This window comes from Arenimonas sp., assembly GCF_044348765.1.
In the GTDB taxonomy this organism is placed as follows: Bacteria; Pseudomonadota; Gammaproteobacteria; order Xanthomonadales; family Xanthomonadaceae; genus Arenimonas.
Genome location: NZ_JBIKSE010000003.1, coordinates 1 through 15799, shown reverse-complemented (window position 1 = coordinate 15799; position 15799 = coordinate 1). Strand labels below are relative to the sequence as shown.

The 15799-nt window shown below is 59.7% G+C and carries 12 protein-coding genes; 7 read left to right on the top strand and 5 right to left on the bottom strand.

Annotation, left to right across the window (positions count from 1 at the left end; genetic code table 11):
- Nucleotides 1-82: 82 nt before the first annotated feature.
- The 4 genes from ACIQ0Q_RS01105 to ACIQ0Q_RS01090 form a co-directional block, all read right to left on the bottom strand.
- A complete protein-coding gene (locus tag ACIQ0Q_RS01105) occupies nt 83-1258 on the bottom strand; it encodes a thiolase family protein (RefSeq protein ID WP_395771102.1) in 1176 nt (391 codons plus the stop codon).
- Between the two features lie 19 nt (nt 1259-1277).
- On the bottom strand, nt 1278-2435 hold the full coding sequence (locus tag ACIQ0Q_RS01100) for an isovaleryl-CoA dehydrogenase (RefSeq protein ID WP_395771101.1): 1158 nt from the start codon (nt 2433-2435) through the stop codon (nt 1278-1280).
- A 4-nt stretch (nt 2436-2439) separates the two neighbouring features.
- Complete coding sequence (locus ACIQ0Q_RS01095; protein WP_395771100.1) at nt 2440-3540, bottom strand: Glu/Leu/Phe/Val dehydrogenase; 1101 nt, start codon at nt 3538-3540, stop codon at nt 2440-2442.
- 70 nt (nt 3541-3610) lie between these two features.
- Nucleotides 3611-4864 (bottom strand): 2OG-Fe(II) oxygenase, encoded by a 1254-nt coding sequence (locus tag ACIQ0Q_RS01090; protein ID WP_395771099.1) that lies wholly within the window; start codon nt 4862-4864, stop codon nt 3611-3613.
- A gap of 81 nt (nt 4865-4945) precedes the next feature.
- Here ACIQ0Q_RS01090 and ACIQ0Q_RS01085 point away from each other — a divergent pair, with 81 nt between their 5' ends.
- From ACIQ0Q_RS01085 to ACIQ0Q_RS01075, 3 genes are read left to right on the top strand one after another with little or no spacing between them, the layout of a single operon-like run.
- Nucleotides 4946-8395 carry a methylmalonyl-CoA mutase family protein gene (locus ACIQ0Q_RS01085; protein WP_395771098.1) on the top strand — a complete coding sequence of 1150 codons (3450 nt, stop codon included), beginning with the start codon at nt 4946-4948 and terminating at the stop codon, nt 8393-8395.
- A 3-nt stretch (nt 8396-8398) separates the two neighbouring features.
- The gene (locus ACIQ0Q_RS01080; RefSeq protein ID WP_395771097.1) at nt 8399-9319 is read left to right on the top strand and encodes a M14 family metallocarboxypeptidase; all 921 of its coding nucleotides are present in this window, start codon (nt 8399-8401) and stop codon (nt 9317-9319) included.
- Nucleotides 9312-10094: a dimethylarginine dimethylaminohydrolase family protein gene (locus ACIQ0Q_RS01075; protein WP_395771096.1), complete on the top strand. Its 783-nt coding sequence runs from the start codon at nt 9312-9314 to the stop codon at nt 10092-10094. The genes ACIQ0Q_RS01080 and ACIQ0Q_RS01075 overlap by 8 nt, the downstream gene beginning before the upstream one ends.
- A 146-nt stretch (nt 10095-10240) precedes the next feature.
- Here the strand turns inward: ACIQ0Q_RS01075 and ACIQ0Q_RS01070 are convergent, their stop codons facing one another.
- Nucleotides 10241-11995 (bottom strand): M14 family metallopeptidase, encoded by a 1755-nt coding sequence (locus ACIQ0Q_RS01070; protein WP_395771095.1) that lies wholly within the window; start codon nt 11993-11995, stop codon nt 10241-10243.
- Between the two features lie 75 nt (nt 11996-12070).
- Between ACIQ0Q_RS01070 and ACIQ0Q_RS01065 the strand changes: the two genes are divergently transcribed.
- The 4 genes from ACIQ0Q_RS01065 (at nt 12071) to ACIQ0Q_RS01050 (ending at nt 15674) form a co-directional block, all read left to right on the top strand.
- Nucleotides 12071-12964, top strand: coding sequence for an acyltransferase (locus ACIQ0Q_RS01065; protein ID WP_395771094.1), 894 nt, complete (start codon nt 12071-12073; stop codon nt 12962-12964).
- A gap of 118 nt (nt 12965-13082) precedes the next feature.
- Complete coding sequence (gene dbpA / locus ACIQ0Q_RS01060) at nt 13083-14456, top strand: ATP-dependent RNA helicase DbpA (protein ID WP_395771093.1); 1374 nt, start codon at nt 13083-13085, stop codon at nt 14454-14456.
- A gap of 12 nt (nt 14457-14468) precedes the next feature.
- Nucleotides 14469-14951 carry an FKBP-type peptidyl-prolyl cis-trans isomerase gene (locus ACIQ0Q_RS01055; protein WP_395771092.1) on the top strand — a complete coding sequence of 161 codons (483 nt, stop codon included), beginning with the start codon at nt 14469-14471 and terminating at the stop codon, nt 14949-14951.
- Between the two features lie 3 nt (nt 14952-14954).
- Complete coding sequence (locus tag ACIQ0Q_RS01050; protein WP_395771091.1) at nt 14955-15674, top strand: pseudouridine synthase; 720 nt, start codon at nt 14955-14957, stop codon at nt 15672-15674.
- The last annotated feature ends 125 nt before the right edge of the window (nt 15675-15799 follow it).

Genomic DNA, 15799 nt, shown 5'->3' with positions numbered 1-15799 from the left:
TTATCACGCACGTAGAACTAATCATGCCAGTATTTTTCAAATAGTCAAGTATTTGTGAGTAAAAAGTAAAATAAATGTTCAGTTAGACCAGTTCGATGGCCACGGCTGTGGCCTCGCCCCCACCAATACAAAGGCTTGCAACACCTTTTTGCAGACCCCGGGCCTGCAGGGCATAAATCAGGGTCACCAGAATCCGAGCCCCAGATGCCCCGATGGGATGGCCGAGTGCGCAGGCCCCCCCATTGATGTTGACCTTTTCATGGGGGATGCCTAGTTCGTGGATTGGGGCCATTGCCACGGTTGCGAAGGCCTCATTGATTTCGAACAGATCGACATCCATCACCGACCAACCGGCTTTGGCCAGAACCGACTGGATGGCACCGACCGGCGCGGTGGTGAACCATTCCGGAGCCTGGGCAAAGGAGGCTTGCGCGACAATCCGTGCCAATGGTTTCAGATTCTTGGCGGTAGCGTACTGTTCCGAGCAAAGTACCAGAGCTGCGGCACCGTCATTGATGCTGGAAGAGCTGGCGGCGGTGATGGTGCCGTCTTTCTTGAATGCGGCGCGCAGTGTCGGGATTTTTTCAATATTACATTTTCCGGGCTGTTCATCGCTTGCAATCTGCATTTCGCCTTTGCGGCCGGAAACCGTGACCGGCACTATCTCGGCATCGAAGGCGCCGCTTTGCTGGGCGTTCAGGGCGCGGCGCACCGATTCGGCAGCGAAAGCATCCTGCTGTTCACGGGTGAAGCCGTATTTGGCCACGCACAGCTCGCCGAACACCCCCATGGATTGCTTGTCGTAAGGATTGGTCAGGCCATCCCAGGCCATATGGTCGAGCATTTCTGCGCTGCCGTAGCGGATGCCGGTGCGTGAACCCATCAGCAGATGCGGGGCGTTGGTCATCGACTCCATGCCGCCGGCAACCACGACATCGGCCGAACCGGCCTTGATCAGATCGTGCCCGAACATCACGGCCTTCATGCCGGAGCCACACACTTTGTTCAATGTGGTCGCGCCGGCCAGCAAGGCCACGCCGGCCGCAATGGCAGCCTGGCGGGCAGGCGCCTGACCCAAACCGGCCGGCAGTACGCAGCCCATCAGGACTTCATTGACGTTATCGCCGCCGACACCGGCCTGCTCCAGAGCGGCCTTGATTGCGGTGGCTCCGAGCTGCGGGCTGGGCACGCCGGTGAATTGGCCCAGCAGGGCGCCGAGGGCGGTACGTTTGGCGCCGACTATGACGATCGAGTTCATGCGAGTTTCCTTTTCGCGGTTATTGCCGGCCGTCGAACAGTTCACGTCCGATCAGCATGCGGCGGATTTCGTTGGTGCCGGCACCGATGGCATACAGCTTGGCATCGCGCAGGATACGACCGGCATCGTAGTCATTGATGTAGCCGTTGCCGCCGAGCGACTGGATGCATTCCAGGGCGACCTGCACCGCCGATTCGCTGGCATGCAGCAGACAGCTGGCGGCATCCACGCGTGAACGCTCGCCGGCATCGTATGCACGGGCCACGGCGTAGGCGAAGGCGCGCGAGGATTGCAAGGCCGTGTACATATCGGCGATCTTGGCCTGCATGATGCCGAAACTGCCGATGGCGGCATCGAACTGGCGGCGCTCGCGCACGTAGGGCAGGGTCAGATCCAGCGCGGCCTGCATCAGACCGATCGGGCCGCCCGAGAGCACCAAGCGCTCGGTGTTCAGACCGCTCATCAGCACCTTGACGCCTTCATGGACGCTGCCGAGGATGTTTTCAGCCGGAATCACACAGTTCTCGAATACCAATTCACAGGTGTTGGAACCGCGCATCCCGAGCTTGTCGAGTTTCTGGGCGGTGCTGAAACCCGGCATGCCTTTCTCCACCAGAAAAGCGGTCATGCAGCGGCTGCCGGCCTCTTTGCCGGCCGTGCGCATGTACACGATCAGTACATCGGCCTCAGGGCCGTTGGTAATCCACATCTTGTTGCCATTGGCGATCCATGTGCCGTGTTTCAGTTCGGCACGGCAGGCCATGGCCCCGACCACATCCGAGCCGGCACCGGGTTCGCTCATGGCCAGAGCGCCGACCCATTCGCCGCTGCACAGCTTCGGCAGGTAATGCGTGCGTTGCGCATCGGTGCCGTTCAAATACAGGTTCTGCACGCACAGGTTGGAATGGGCACCGTAGCTGAGGCCGACCGAACCGGAAGCGCGGGAGATTTCCTCCATCGCCACCAGGTGGGCGAGGTAGCCCATTCCGGAGCCGCCGTAGGCATCGCCGACGGTAATGCCGAGCAGGCCCATGTCGCCCATTTTGCGCCAGAGGTCGGCCGGAAACAGGTTATCGCGGTCGATATCGGCCGCACGCGGTACGATTTCGGTTTCTGCAAACCGCCTGACGCTGTCACGCAGGGCGTCCAGGTCCTCGCCGAGTCCGGTCAGTGCCATCACATCAACCGGCGCGACGGCCGTGGAAGCGCGGGGCGTGCTGCCCCAGATGCGGCAGGCGCAATTTACCGATCGCGCTGATGCGTTCTTCGGCCATGCGGTCGGCTGCCTTGTAGGTCGGTATGCCGTCGCGGGCGCTGATTCCGAAAATGCGACCGAGATTGAAATAAATGGTACGCAGCATGCGCATGGCGCGTTCGCGGTTATAGCCGTCGATTTCCAGCGACACATTCATCAGGCCGCCGGCGTTGACCGCGTAATCCGGGGCATACAGAATTCCACGGCGCTGTACTTCATCACCAATCTCGTTGCTGGCCAATTGGTTATTGGCTGCGCCGCAGATGATTTTGCATTTCAGGCGATCAAGGGTTGCATCGTTGACCGTACCGCCGAGCGCGGTCGGCGAGTACACATCGGCGTCGACATCATAAATGTCGTCCAGTGCCACCGCTTCGCAGCCGTACTCGTCCACTGCGCGCTGTACGGCCTCTTTGTTGATATCGGTGACGAAGATCTTGGCGCCGCGTTCGTGTAGCAGCTTGACGAATTCCATACCGACATGGCCAACGCCCTGTACGGCGTAACTGTATTTGCCGACGTCTTCATTGCCGAATTTGACCTGCAGTGCCGACATCAGGCCCTGCAGCGTACCGAAGGCAGTGAACGGCGAGGGGTCGCCCGAGCCGCCGTGCACCTGATGCACGCCGGTGACGAATTCGGTTTCGCGGTAGACGTATTCCATGTCGTTGACGTCGATACCAACGTCCTCGGCGGTGATGTAGCGGCCATTCAGGGAGTTCACGAAACGTCCGAAGGCACGGAACAGCGCTTCCGATTTGTCCTTGCCCGGATCGCCCCAGATCACAGCCTTACCGCCCCCCAGATTCAAGCCGGACACCGCCGCTTTGTAGGTCATGCCGCGGCTCAGGCGCAGCACGTCGTTCAGTGCGTCCTGTTCGCTGGCATAGTTCCACATGCGGGTACCGCCGAGCGCCGGACCAAGCACGGTGTTGTGGATGGCGATGATGGCTTTCAGGCCGGCATCCTTGTTATGGCAGAACACCACTTCTTCGTGTTCGGTTTTGTTGATGCTTTCAAAAATCATGGCGGCTCCGGAAAGCGGCAGACAGGGTGCGCGCATTATAAAGCAATTGCTCTGACTGCCGCGCCCCAAGCTACTGCAGGCGATGCGCACGCTCACGGAACCAAAGCGTGCAAATCCATTTAACTCCTTGTTTTACGGGTAGGCCGGCATGTAGGCTGGTGCGTGTAATTTGGCCATCGGGAAGCAGGTTGTCGAACCGTACCATCTGGCCTCGGATGGCCGGGATGTCTGTGTTGAGGAGTGGGAATGCGGTTTCGCCCCCGGCAGGCGGGGTATTCAGATAACTCACCGCCGTTCGCAGACGCTGGCCCGAACCGCCGGCAGTGACCGGAATAAACAGGGACGTGGGCAGGAAGTCACGATGCAGTTTGTATTCCTGTCCGGGCAAATAGCGCAACAGGATCAAGGGTTCCGCCTGATTGACCGGTAAGCCTGCGGCGTCCGCCATGCGCCGCTGCAGCAGATTCAGGTACAGTTGTTCGAATTCGGGCAGAAAAATGAAATCCCAGCTGGTGCGGACATCGTTCTGATGCCGCCTGCCTTGGCTGTCCACCGATATGGATGGCCCCAGGTCCGGCCCGCCCAGGCATTGAATGTAGAGGCATTCTTCTTCGCTCAAAAGACTGTCATGCCGGTACAGGGCGATGCCCGGGGCCAGGCAGTCGCCATGGGTAGCCTGTGTGGTTCTTTGGAGATCACCGAAGTCCCAGTCATCGCCGGCATAGGGGCTCGCCGTGGGCTCGGGTGCTGCAAATCCGTGTGTGGGATCGGGCGCCGGTACCGGCATGCCCACTTCGGCCGCGAGCTTGCGGATGCTGTTGGCGCGGGCTGGATCGGCGCTGCACAGGCGGCCCTCGGCCAGGCGTTCACCCAGCAGGGCCATGGCCACCAGGCTGCCATTCATGGCAGCGACTTCCAGCATCGCTGTGCTTTGCTGCTGTTGCTGCGGCGTTCCGAAGCGGCCCAAGTAAACGGCAGCATCGCACAGGGCATGGGCATGGCCTTGACGGCAACAGGCCTGCCAGCGCGAGGCCAGTTGCGACCAGTCCAAGGCTTCGGCGGATTCAATCACGCTAGCGGTAGCCAGTCGGTAGGTGGCCGGTGCGTTACCGAGCTGTTCGGCTTCACGCAGCCAGCGCATGGCCTCGGCGATTTTGTCGGCATCGGTGGCCAGCATTAACAGAACCGAGGCTAATTCAAACATCGCCTCGGGTAGCTTTTGATTTGCTAATACCGTCAGGCGTTCAATGCCGGCATCAATCTGATTGGCCTGCAGGAGTGCGCGAGCCTGTTGCAGTTCGACGAGAGCAGGGGATTCGGACATAAGCGATTTGTCGGCCTTTCTCGCAATTATTGCCTATCGCGGTACAATTGTCATCGTTCGTCCCGAGTAGCAAGGTGTCCCATGTCGTCCACTTCCCCCGCGCCGACCCGTCAGCTACTGACGGACAAAGCCCCCCTGCGTTTCGTCACCGCCGCCTCGCTGTTCGATGGTCACGACGCTGCCATCAACATCATGCGCCGGCTAATCCAGGCCCAGGGCGCGGAAGTGGTGCATCTGGGCCATAACCGCTCGGTCGACGACGTGGTGCGCGCGGCCTTGCAGGAAGACGCCGATGGCATCGCGCTGTCGAGCTACCAGGGCGGCCATGTCGAATACTTCAAATACATCATCGACCGCCTAAACGAAGCCGGTGCCGGCCATATCCGCGTGTTCGGCGGCGGCGGCGGCACCATCACTCCGGATGAAATCGCCGAGCTGGAAGCTTACGGCGTGGAGCGCATCTACCACCCGGACGACGGCATGCAGATGGGACTGGTGGCGATGATTGAGGATCTGGTGGCGCGCACCCAGCGTGCTGCCGATGCCAAGCCCGCTCGTGGCGAGGTGACTGGTGATGAATACGCCATCGGCCGCCTGCTGACCGCCATCGAGCAGGAAGGCTTCAGCGAAACCGAACTGCAGAACCTGCGCCGGCAATGGCAGCTGGCCGGCGGCAAGACCCCGGTGATCGGACTGACCGGAACCGGCGGCGCCGGCAAGAGCTCGGTCACCGATGAATTATTGAACCGTTTTCTGCAGCATTTCCCGGAAATGCGCATTGCGGTGATTTCGGTCGACCCGACCCGCCGCCGCAGCGGCGGCGCCTTGCTGGGTGACCGTATCCGCATGAACAGCCTTCGTTCACCAAAACTGTTCATGCGCTCGATGGCGACCCGCCGCCAGCATATGGCCACCAATGCCGTGCTGAAAGACGCCATCGCCTGCCTGAAGGGGCAGGGCTTCGATCTGGTCATCGTGGAAACCGCCGGTATCGGCCAAAGCGATTCCGAAATCGTCGATCTGGTCGATTTTCCGGTGTATGTGATGACCTCCGATTTCGGCGCGCCCAGCCAGCTGGAAAAAATCGACATGCTTGATTATGCCGAGCTGGTGGTGCTGAATAAATTCGACCGCCGCGGCGCCGAAGACGCCCTGCGCGACGTGCGCAAGCAGTGGAAGCGCAACCGTGTGGCGTTCCAAATGAAAGACGAGGACGTGCCGGTGTATGCGACCATCGCCTCGCAGTTCAACGATCCGGGCGTGAGCTGGATGTTCAGCAATCTGTGCCGCCTGCTGAACGACAAACTCCATCCCGTCAGCCCGCAGTGCGACTGGCAGCCGAATGTGGACACCGCCCTGAAGGAACCGCGCGCCACTGTACTGATTCCTGGCAACCGCACGCGTTATCTGTCTGAAATCGCCGAGCTTGGCCGCGGCATCAACCGCAGCATCGCGCACCAGGCTGCACAGGCCGATCTAGCGCAATCCTATTGGCAGGCCCTGCAGGCCATTGGCGATGGCAAACTGCCGGCGGCGTTGGCTCTGTTCGAACCGGCCGATCTGAATGATACGGCGGCGGACGGCTCGATGCGTCTGCTGCGCCAGCGTTACCAGGAATCGGTGAAAGCGCTTTCGTCCGAAGCTGTGCACCTGTTGCGCGAGTGGCCGCAGAAAATGAAGTCGGTCACCGATGAGTTCAATGAATACCGCGTGCGCGACAAAGTGATCCGTGTTGATAACTACCGCGAGTCGCTGTCGCAGCAGAAGATTCCGAAAATCGCCGCGCCGAAATTCACTGGCTGGGGCGAGTTGTTGGTGTTCCTCTCCAAGGAAAACCTGCCCGGCCATTACCCCTACACCGGCGGGGTGTATCCTTATCGCCGCAGCGGCGAAGACCCGATCCGCATGTTCGCCGGCGAAGGCACGCCCGAGCGCACCAACCGCCGTTTCCATTATCTCTCGGCCGGCCAGCCGGCCATCCGCCTGTCTACCGCCTTCGATTCGGTGACGCTATACGGCGAAGACCCGGCCATCCGCCCGGACATCTACGGCAAGATCGGCAACTCCGGCGTGTCCATCGCCAGCCTGGACGACATGAAGAAGCTGTATTCCGGGTTCGATTTGTGCGCCCCGAACACCAGCGTGAGCATGACCATCAATGGGCCGGCGCCGATGATTCTGGCCATGTTCATGAACACCGCCATCGATCAGCAAGTGGAAAAATATCTTCGCGCCGATGACGGCCGCTGGCTGGCGGCGCAAAAGAAAATTGCATCGTTGTTTGAAGGCGGCGCACAGCCGCACTACGACGGCGAACTGCCACCCAGCAACAACGGCCTGGGATTGGCTCTATTGGGTCTGGCCGGCGACCAACTGGTGGATGCACAGACTTACGCCCGCATCCGTACCGAAACCCTGGCCGCGGTACGCGGCACCGTGCAGGCCGACATCCTGAAAGAAGACCAGGCGCAGAACACCTGCATCTTCAGCACCGAATTCGCCCTGCGCATGATGGGCGACATCCAGCAGTTCTTCGTGGAGAACAAGGTCCGCAATTTCTATTCGGTGTCCATTTCCGGCTATCACATCGCCGAAGCCGGAGCCAATCCGGTTTCGCAGCTGGCGTTCACGCTCAGCAACGGCTTCACCATCGTCGAGTACTACCTGGCGCGCGGCATGCACATCGACGATTTCGCCCCGAACCTGAGCTTCTTCTTCAGCAACGGCATGGACCCGGAATACACCGTGATCGGCCGTGTGGCCCGGCGCATCTGGGCGCGCGCCATGCGCGAGCGCTACGGCGCCAACGAACGCAGCCAGATGATGAAGTACCACATCCAGACGTCCGGGCGCTCGCTGCACGCGCAGGAAATCCAGTTCAACGATATCCGTACCACGCTGCAGGCCCTGTACGCGCTGTTCGACAACTGCAACAGCCTGCATACCAACGCCTTTGATGAAGCCATCACCACCCCCACCGAGGAATCGGTAAGGCGCGCGGTGGCCATTCAGATGATCATCAACAAGGAACTGGGCCTGAACTTCAACGAGAACCCCTGGCAGGGTAGTTTCATCGTGGACGAGCTGACCGACCTGGTGGAAGAGGCGGTCTACAAGGAATTCGATGCGCTATCCGAGCGTGGCGGCGTGTTGGGTGCCATGGACACCATGTACCAACGCGGCAAGATCCAGGAAGAGTCCCTGTATTACGAACACAAGAAGCACGACGGCAGCCTGCCGCTGGTGGGGGTGAACACCTTCCTGCCCAAGAATCCGGACAAGGATGCCATCGGCAAGCTGGAACTGATCCGCAGTAGCGAAGCCGAGAAGGGCATGCAGATTGCTCAGGTCGCACGTTTCCGGGCCCAATGCAACAGCTTTGCCGCCGATGGCCTGAAGCCCTTGCAGGCCATTGCCCGCGAGCGTCGGAATATCTTTGCCGGGCTGTTGGAAGCCGTGAAAACACATAGCTTGGGTCAAATCTCGCATGCCTTGTATGACGTGGGCGGGGAATACCGACGGAATATGTAATCCATGACAGAAGATCAGGTTTTTCATTCCAATAGAACATCTCTTGAGGCATGGCATTCTGCTGACCGTGCGTTCTGGCTCGCTTCCCGCGCCAAATGCCGCAGCTACGCTAGCGACGTGCTGACCCGTATCGCCGCCCTGCATGCTCGCTTCGATGTGGCGCAATATGGCCGCGTCGAATACCAAGGTGAGACGTATCCATTGCTGGCGGTGCGTAGCCGCGCCTGGAACGACGCATTGCCCGTGGCCCTGGTCACCGGCGGCGTGCACGGTTACGAAACCAGCGGCGTGCAGGGCGCTTTGGATTTTCTCGAGCAGAAGGCCGAAAGCTATGCCGGCACAGTGAACCTGTTGGTGGCGCCATGCATCAGTCCCTGGGCGTATGAGCGCGTGCAGCGCTGGAATGCCGAGGCACTGGACCCCAACCGTTCGTTCGTGGAAAGCGGCAGCACGCAGGAGGCCGCCGCACTGATTCGCCTGCTGGCACCGCTGCAGGGCAGGGTGCGGGTGCACATCGACCTGCATGAAACCACCGACAGCGATGAAACTGAATTCCGCCCAGCCAAAGCCGCCCGCGACGGCGAGGTGTTCGTGCCCGGCAGCATTCCGGACGGCTTCTACCTGTGTGGCGATGAAAACAAGCCACAGTTGGATTTCCAGAATGCGATCAATGCGGCGGTGGCCGAAGTCACCCACATCGCCCCGAGCGATGCCAAGGGCCAGATTATCGGATCTCCAGTGGTGGCGCCGGGAGTGATTCTGTATGACTACAAAGCCCTAGGCCTGTGCGCTGGTGTCACCGATGCGCCGTTTACCACAACTACCGAAGTGTATCCGGACAGTCCGCGGGCCACGCCCCAAATCTGTAACGCCGCACAGGTGGTAGCGGTATGTGCGGCGATTGATTACGCTTTAAATGCCTGATATTTCCATCATGCATGCACTGTGCCGCGCGGTCAGCCCCGCCATCACCGATTGCGAATTGAGTTTCATCGACCGTGAATCGATTGATGTTGCGTTGGCGCAAGCGCAACACCGGGACTATATCGCAGCCCTGGGTGCGCTGGGTGTAAGGGTCACCGAACTGCCGGCCGAGCCGGTGCTGCCGGATTCGGTATTCGTGGAAGACAGCGTGCTGCTATTCGATGAATTGGCGGTACTCACCCGGCCCGGTGCCATAAGCCGGCGCGCTGAAGTGGATGCTATCGCGCCGGTGGTGCAGTCTGTGCGCAGCCGGGTGGAACGTATCACCCAGCCGGGAACGGTGGATGGAGGCGATGTGCTTTGCATCGGACAGCACGTATTCGTGGGGTTGTCGCAGCGCAGCAACCAGGCCGCCATCGATCAGCTCACCGCCGTCTTGAAGCCGTTCGGGTATGCGGTCACCGCGGTGCCGATACGGAACTGTCTGCACCTGAAGTCGGCGGTCACCGCGTTGTCCGATGACACTGTGCTGATCAACCCGGAGTGGGTGGCTGCCGGCTATTTTGATGCGTACCGGCAGATCCGCGTGGCCGAAAGCGAAGCACATGCCGCCAATGTCGTGCGCATCGGTGCGGCCATACTCATGCCATCCTGTTTTCCGGAAACCCGGGCCTTGGTTCAGGCCGCCGGATTTGCAGTCAGCACCGTGGACGTCTCCGAGTTGCAGAAAGCCGAAGGTGCGGTAACCTGTTGCTGTGTCCTGTTCACGGGATAAGCCATGGTTGAAGAACGTGCCGATCTGCCCTTCGTTCCCGGATGCAATATAGGGCCTTGCAGGCAGCATGCCGTGACTGGCCTTCTCGGCCTGGCATGCTTATCACCAGATTCTGCGAACTGAGCATTGGCTGCAGTTGCTGGAAATTACGGACCTATGATGGTTTCCGTGCGCCGGATCGGGTAAAGCCGGTAGCGTGTATCCCAGGAGGCATGGCGCCTGGCAAAGAAGTCTAGACGTTGTTGTGGTGATTCGGCAAAAGCCTTGTCTTCGGCAATGCGCCGCTCGAACTCGGCTTTCACGGCCGGATCTTTCAGCATCGCACGCGCCACTGCTTCGGCCACATAATCTTCCATGTATTCCTTACGCTCGAAGTGGTTGTTGAAAAGTCCCCAAGCCAGATACGAATCCGGCGCTTCAGGCTCCAACAGCGCCATCACCAGCCGCGCTTTCGCCTGGGCGATCGGCACGAACAGGCTGCCTGCGGCAATCTCGGCGTTGGCAGCAGCCCATGTGCCGCTTACGGTGAGTGTCTGGTGGCTTTCGAACGGCGTTTTCGCGAAGCTCGCGCTCTCGGCACGGAATTCGGAAATTGCTATGGTTCTGGGCGATCTCAGGGTGATGAACTCAATGCCGTGCCGTGCCAGTTTCGGTCCAAGTTGTGCCGCGTACGTGGGCGGAATCAGGTAGCCGCCGGCAGGCGCGGTGCGCGTCAGTTTCGGCTGGATATCGTCGAACAAGGGCAGCTTCCAGACCGCCGGTATGTTTTCATCATAGCGCGTCATGATGCCGCCGGACACCTCTGAAGGTGTGCGCGTGTAGGCATAGCCCAGGAATTCAATCGGGCGGAATGTCGGGCCGGTGGTGTAATCCAGTACCACCGGCTGCCCACCCAGTTTCGTAGCAGCGGCATCCGCAGCCAGTGCGTATTGGCGCCATTTGCTACCGTTTCGTGCCACTTCACCCATCATGGCGCGGATGCTGCGTGCGGTGGCGTCCACCCGTTGCGGATAGGTTTTCCAGGAATGCGTTTCCACCAGCACGCCGAAGCGGTTGCGCAGCAGGAAATAGCCGGATGAAAAACGCGGCATCGAGACGCTATCGGCAAACCCGGAAGCCGGATTGTCGTTCTCGATGAAGGAGGGATAGTACGGCAAGGGCAGCGAACCGCCGCGGCGCAATTCAGCCAGTACGCCATCCTGGAATGTCCGGCCGATAGCCCGCAGACCGGGATCTCCGGCATATTTGGGCTCCACTTGTACTGAAATATCGTGCCGGAACTGGGCGCCGTCGGTCACATGCAGATCCACATAAAACAACGGATCCCAGGCCTGGACCAGATCAAGCATATGCTGCATTTCCGGCGCATCGGCCTTCATGTAGTCGCGGTTGAGATTGAAATTCTGGCCGGTGGTGCGCCAGCCCATTTCGTTAGGGCCGCGCTGGTTCGGCCGGTTCCAGGCCGCGAAGCGTTCGTGGCCATCGACATTGAATACCGGCACGAATAGCATGACCTGACTGCGCAGGGGATTCAGTTTCTGGGGTTGTTGCAGAAGTTCGCGCAGCACGCGGAAGCCTGCGTCCTTGCCATCGATTTCCCCGGCGTGGATGCCACCCTGGAATAGAACTACCGGTAGTCCGCGCTGCCGAGTCTGCTCGGGAGTCAGTACTCCATTGGCATTGGCAGCCAATGCCCACATCGGGCGGCCCTCGGGGCTGGTACCGAAAACAAAGCAGCGGATCTGTTCTGGGTAACTATGTTCGAATTGTTTACACAGGCTCTCGACTTCGGCATAACGGCCGGTTTCCCGGTAAGCGCTGCGTTCGGCATGCGTGCGCAGCTCGGCGGCGGGCAGGGCGGAGGCGGCCAACAAGATCAGAACGAACACGGAAGCTCTCATGATAAAATGCCGGTGATAGGGTATTGCCAGTATAGCCAAGTCATCATCCCGTACCCATTCCTGCCCAGGTTTGCCATGTTTGTCCGAATTCCGCTGCTGTTGCGTGTTCCGTTGATTTATCTGTTGATTGCTGCGAATACCCTTATCCGGGTCAGCGTCCTGTTGCTGTGCGCCTTGTTCAAGGCCATGTTGCCGATCAGGCTGCTGCAGCAGATGCTGGATGGCTGGATCATCGGTCTGGCCGAGGCCTGGATTGGCTTCAACAGCTGGATGATGGATCATATGACCACTTTGCAGGTGCACTTCCGCGAGGATGCGGTACTGGATCCTCAAGGCCATTATCTGGTGCTTTCGAACCATCAAAGCTGGGTCGATATCCTGGTGCTGCAGAAAGTGTTCAACAAACGTATTCCGTTCATGCGCTTCTTCCTGAAGAAGGAGCTATTCTGGGTGCCCATGCTGGGCCTGGCCTGGTGGGCCTTGGATTTCCCATTCATGCAGCGCCACAGCAAATCGCAGTTGCAGAAACGGCCGGAACTGGCCGGCCAGGACATCGCCGCTACCCGCAAAGCCTGTGAGAAATTCCTCGGCAAGCCGGTATCAATCATGATTTTCCCCGAAGGCACCCGCTTCACCCCGCACAAGCATGCCCAGCAACAGTCGCCGCTGGCGGCTTTACTGAAACCCAAGTCCGGTGGTATGGCCTATGCGCTGGATGCCATGGGGCAAGGCCTGCATGCCATTCTGGATGTAACCCTGCATTACCCGCATGGCATTCCTGGCATGGCTGATCTGATTGCCGACCGCATCAAGCACGTTCATGTCGATGTTCGCCTGCGTCCGATTCCGGACGCCCTGCGAGCCGGTGATTACGAAAACGACCGTGCCTTTCGGGCACAATTCCAGCAATGGATGAATGGTCTGTGGCAGGACAAGCAGCAGATTCTGGACGGATTTTCCAGGTCCTAGCCGTCAATTCCCGGTCGGTCTGCTTGCTGAATGCCTGCAGGCAGTTTTTTGTCGGCTGTGATCAAACCCGTCATACTAAGCAACTTGGCGTCCCAGCGGCGCGATCAACGGAACACCGATGTCTGATTTTTCCCAATGGCCGCTGCGCGTGGAACTGCTCGATGCGTTGACCAGTCAGGGCATGACCGTGCCGACCCCGATCCAGCAGGCCGCGCTGGCCGAAATTCTGGCCGGCCGTGATGTGCTGGCACAGGCCAAGACCGGCAGTGGCAAGACCCTGGCGTTCGCGCTGGGTCTGCTGCAGGGCCTGAAAGCTCCCAGCGGGGTGCAAGCTTTAGTGTTGTGTCCGACCCGAGAATTAGCCGATCAGGTCTGTCAGGCCATCCGCAAAGTCGCTGTGCGTCTGCCGAATGTGAAAGTGTCTGCGTTTTATGGCGGTATTCCGGTACGCGTTCATGTCGAGTCGTTGGTGCACGAGCCAGCCATCGTGGTCGGCACCCCAGGTCGGATTCTTGAACTGATCGAAACCGGTGCCTTGAAACTCGATGCGATGAACACGCTGGTACTGGATGAGGCTGATCGCATGCTCGACATGGGCTTCGAGCCTGCCATCCAGGCCATCCGGAAGGCCTTGCCGGCGAACTATCAGACCTTGCTGTTCTCGGCCACTTTCCCGGACGCCGTGCGTGCGCTGTCGAAGAGCTATCAGCGCGACCCGAAAGAAATCCTGCTTGATACCGATACCCGCTCTGAGCATATCGAACAGTTGTTTTTTGAAGTTCCGATCAACCGTAAAGCGGATGCCTTGCTCCACTTGCTCGGCCAGCAGCAGCCGGCACAGGTGCTGGTATTTTGCAACACCAAGATCGATTGCCAGAGCGTCGAACAGCATCTGGCCAAGGCTGGTTTCGATGTCTGCGCCCTGCACGGCGATCTCGAGCAGCGCGATCGTGACGAGGCCATGGTGCGTTTCCAGAACGGCAGTGTGCGCGTGCTGGTCGCCACCGATGTCGCTGCGCGCGGGCTGGATGTCTCCGATCTGCCCTTGGTCGTCAGTTTTGAATTGGCGCATCAGTCCGATGTCCATGTGCACCGCGTCGGACGGACCGGCCGTGCCGGGAAAGACGGTCAGGCACTGGCACTGGTGGCTCCGGGCGAAATGGCGCGGGTCAAGGCCATCGAAGAGCAAATGGGAATGACGGCGCGCTGGCAGCGTCTGGATCTGTCCAGCATCAAGCTGGCGCCCTTGAAAGCGGAGTGGAAGACTGTGGTCATTGATGCCGGTCGCAAGGACAAACTGCGTCCCGGCGATATCCTCGGTGCCTTGACCGCCAAACAGATGATTGACGGCAAATCGGTCGGCAAAATTGCCCTATTCGACACCCGTTCTTACGTAGCGCTGCATAAAAGCGTGGCCGACAAGGCGCTACAGCTGCTCAGACAGGATAAAATCAAGGGACGCAGCTTCCGTGTCCGTTTGCTGTCGCCCTGATACGAGGTTTCTATGAGTCACCGCATCCTGTTTCTGCTTCTGGCGCTTACCGGCGCAGCACCGCTGATGGCCCTTGCACAAAGTCCGTCAGCGGATACGCGATCGATTGCCGAGCGCCTGCAGCCGCCGGATAATCTGCGTCTGCCGCCGGCCACTGCCATCCGCACCCCTAGCGGTCTCCGCTACGTGATTCTGAAGCGTGGCAAAGACGGGCCGGGCCCCACACCGGAAAGCACCATCGAAATCGACTACGTCGGCTGGGATTTCCAGGGCCGCATGTTCGACAGCTCGCTCCCGCGCGGTTCGCCCTCGCAGTTTCCGCTGCGTGGTCTTATCAAAGGCTGGCAGGAGGGTGTTCTGTTGATGCGTCCCGGGGATACCTTCCGTTTCTGGATACCGGGCAATCTCGCCTATGACGGTTCACCTGGCGCTGATACCCCGAAAGGCAAGTTAGTTTTCGACATCACCCTGCATTCCTTTGACAGCGGCAATTGACCGGTGACGGTGCGTGTCAACAAATTCATCTCCGACACCGGCTTCTGTTCCCGGCGCGAGGCCGATGCGCTGATCAAGGAAGGCAGGGTCAGCATCAATGGCAACAAGCCATCGCTGAGCACGCGGGTCGAGGAGGGCGATACCGTCCTGATCGACGGCCAGACCCTGCGTATCCGCAATGTAAAGCCCGGCACCCGCAAGCACGTCTATATCGCGCTGAACAAACCGGTCGGCATCACCTGCACGACCGACCAAAGCGTGAAAGGCAACATCGTCGATTTCGTCGATCACGAGCAACGCATCTTTCCGATCGGCCGACTGGACAAGGATTCCGAAGGTCTGATTCTGTTGACCAGCAACGGCGACATCGTCAATGAACTGCTGCGCGCTGAAAACCGCAAGGAAAAGGAATATCTGGTGGCGGTCAACAAGCCGGTGACCGAGGAATTCCTGCGCGGCATGGCCAAGGGCGTGCGCATACACCGTGAAACCACGCTGCCGTGCAAAACCCGCAAGATCGCGCCGTACGGGTTCGCGATCACCCTGACCCAAGGCCTGAACCGGCAGATCCGGCTGATGGCGGCGACCTTCGGCTACCGGGTCACCCAGCTGCGTCGGGTGCGCATCATCAACGTCAAGCTGGGAGTGCTCAAAATCGGGCAATGGCGCAACCTGACCGATGCCGAATTGAAAGGCCTGTTGCCCGGGCGCAGCGACTGGTAACCGTTTTGTACGGTACAATCTGCATGGCAAACAACAACGCCAGGCACAAGGTCAAATAAACCACCTGACGACGCAAGGACATGATGAACATGGACTGATTTTACGTTACGGCTGCGTGAATGTGT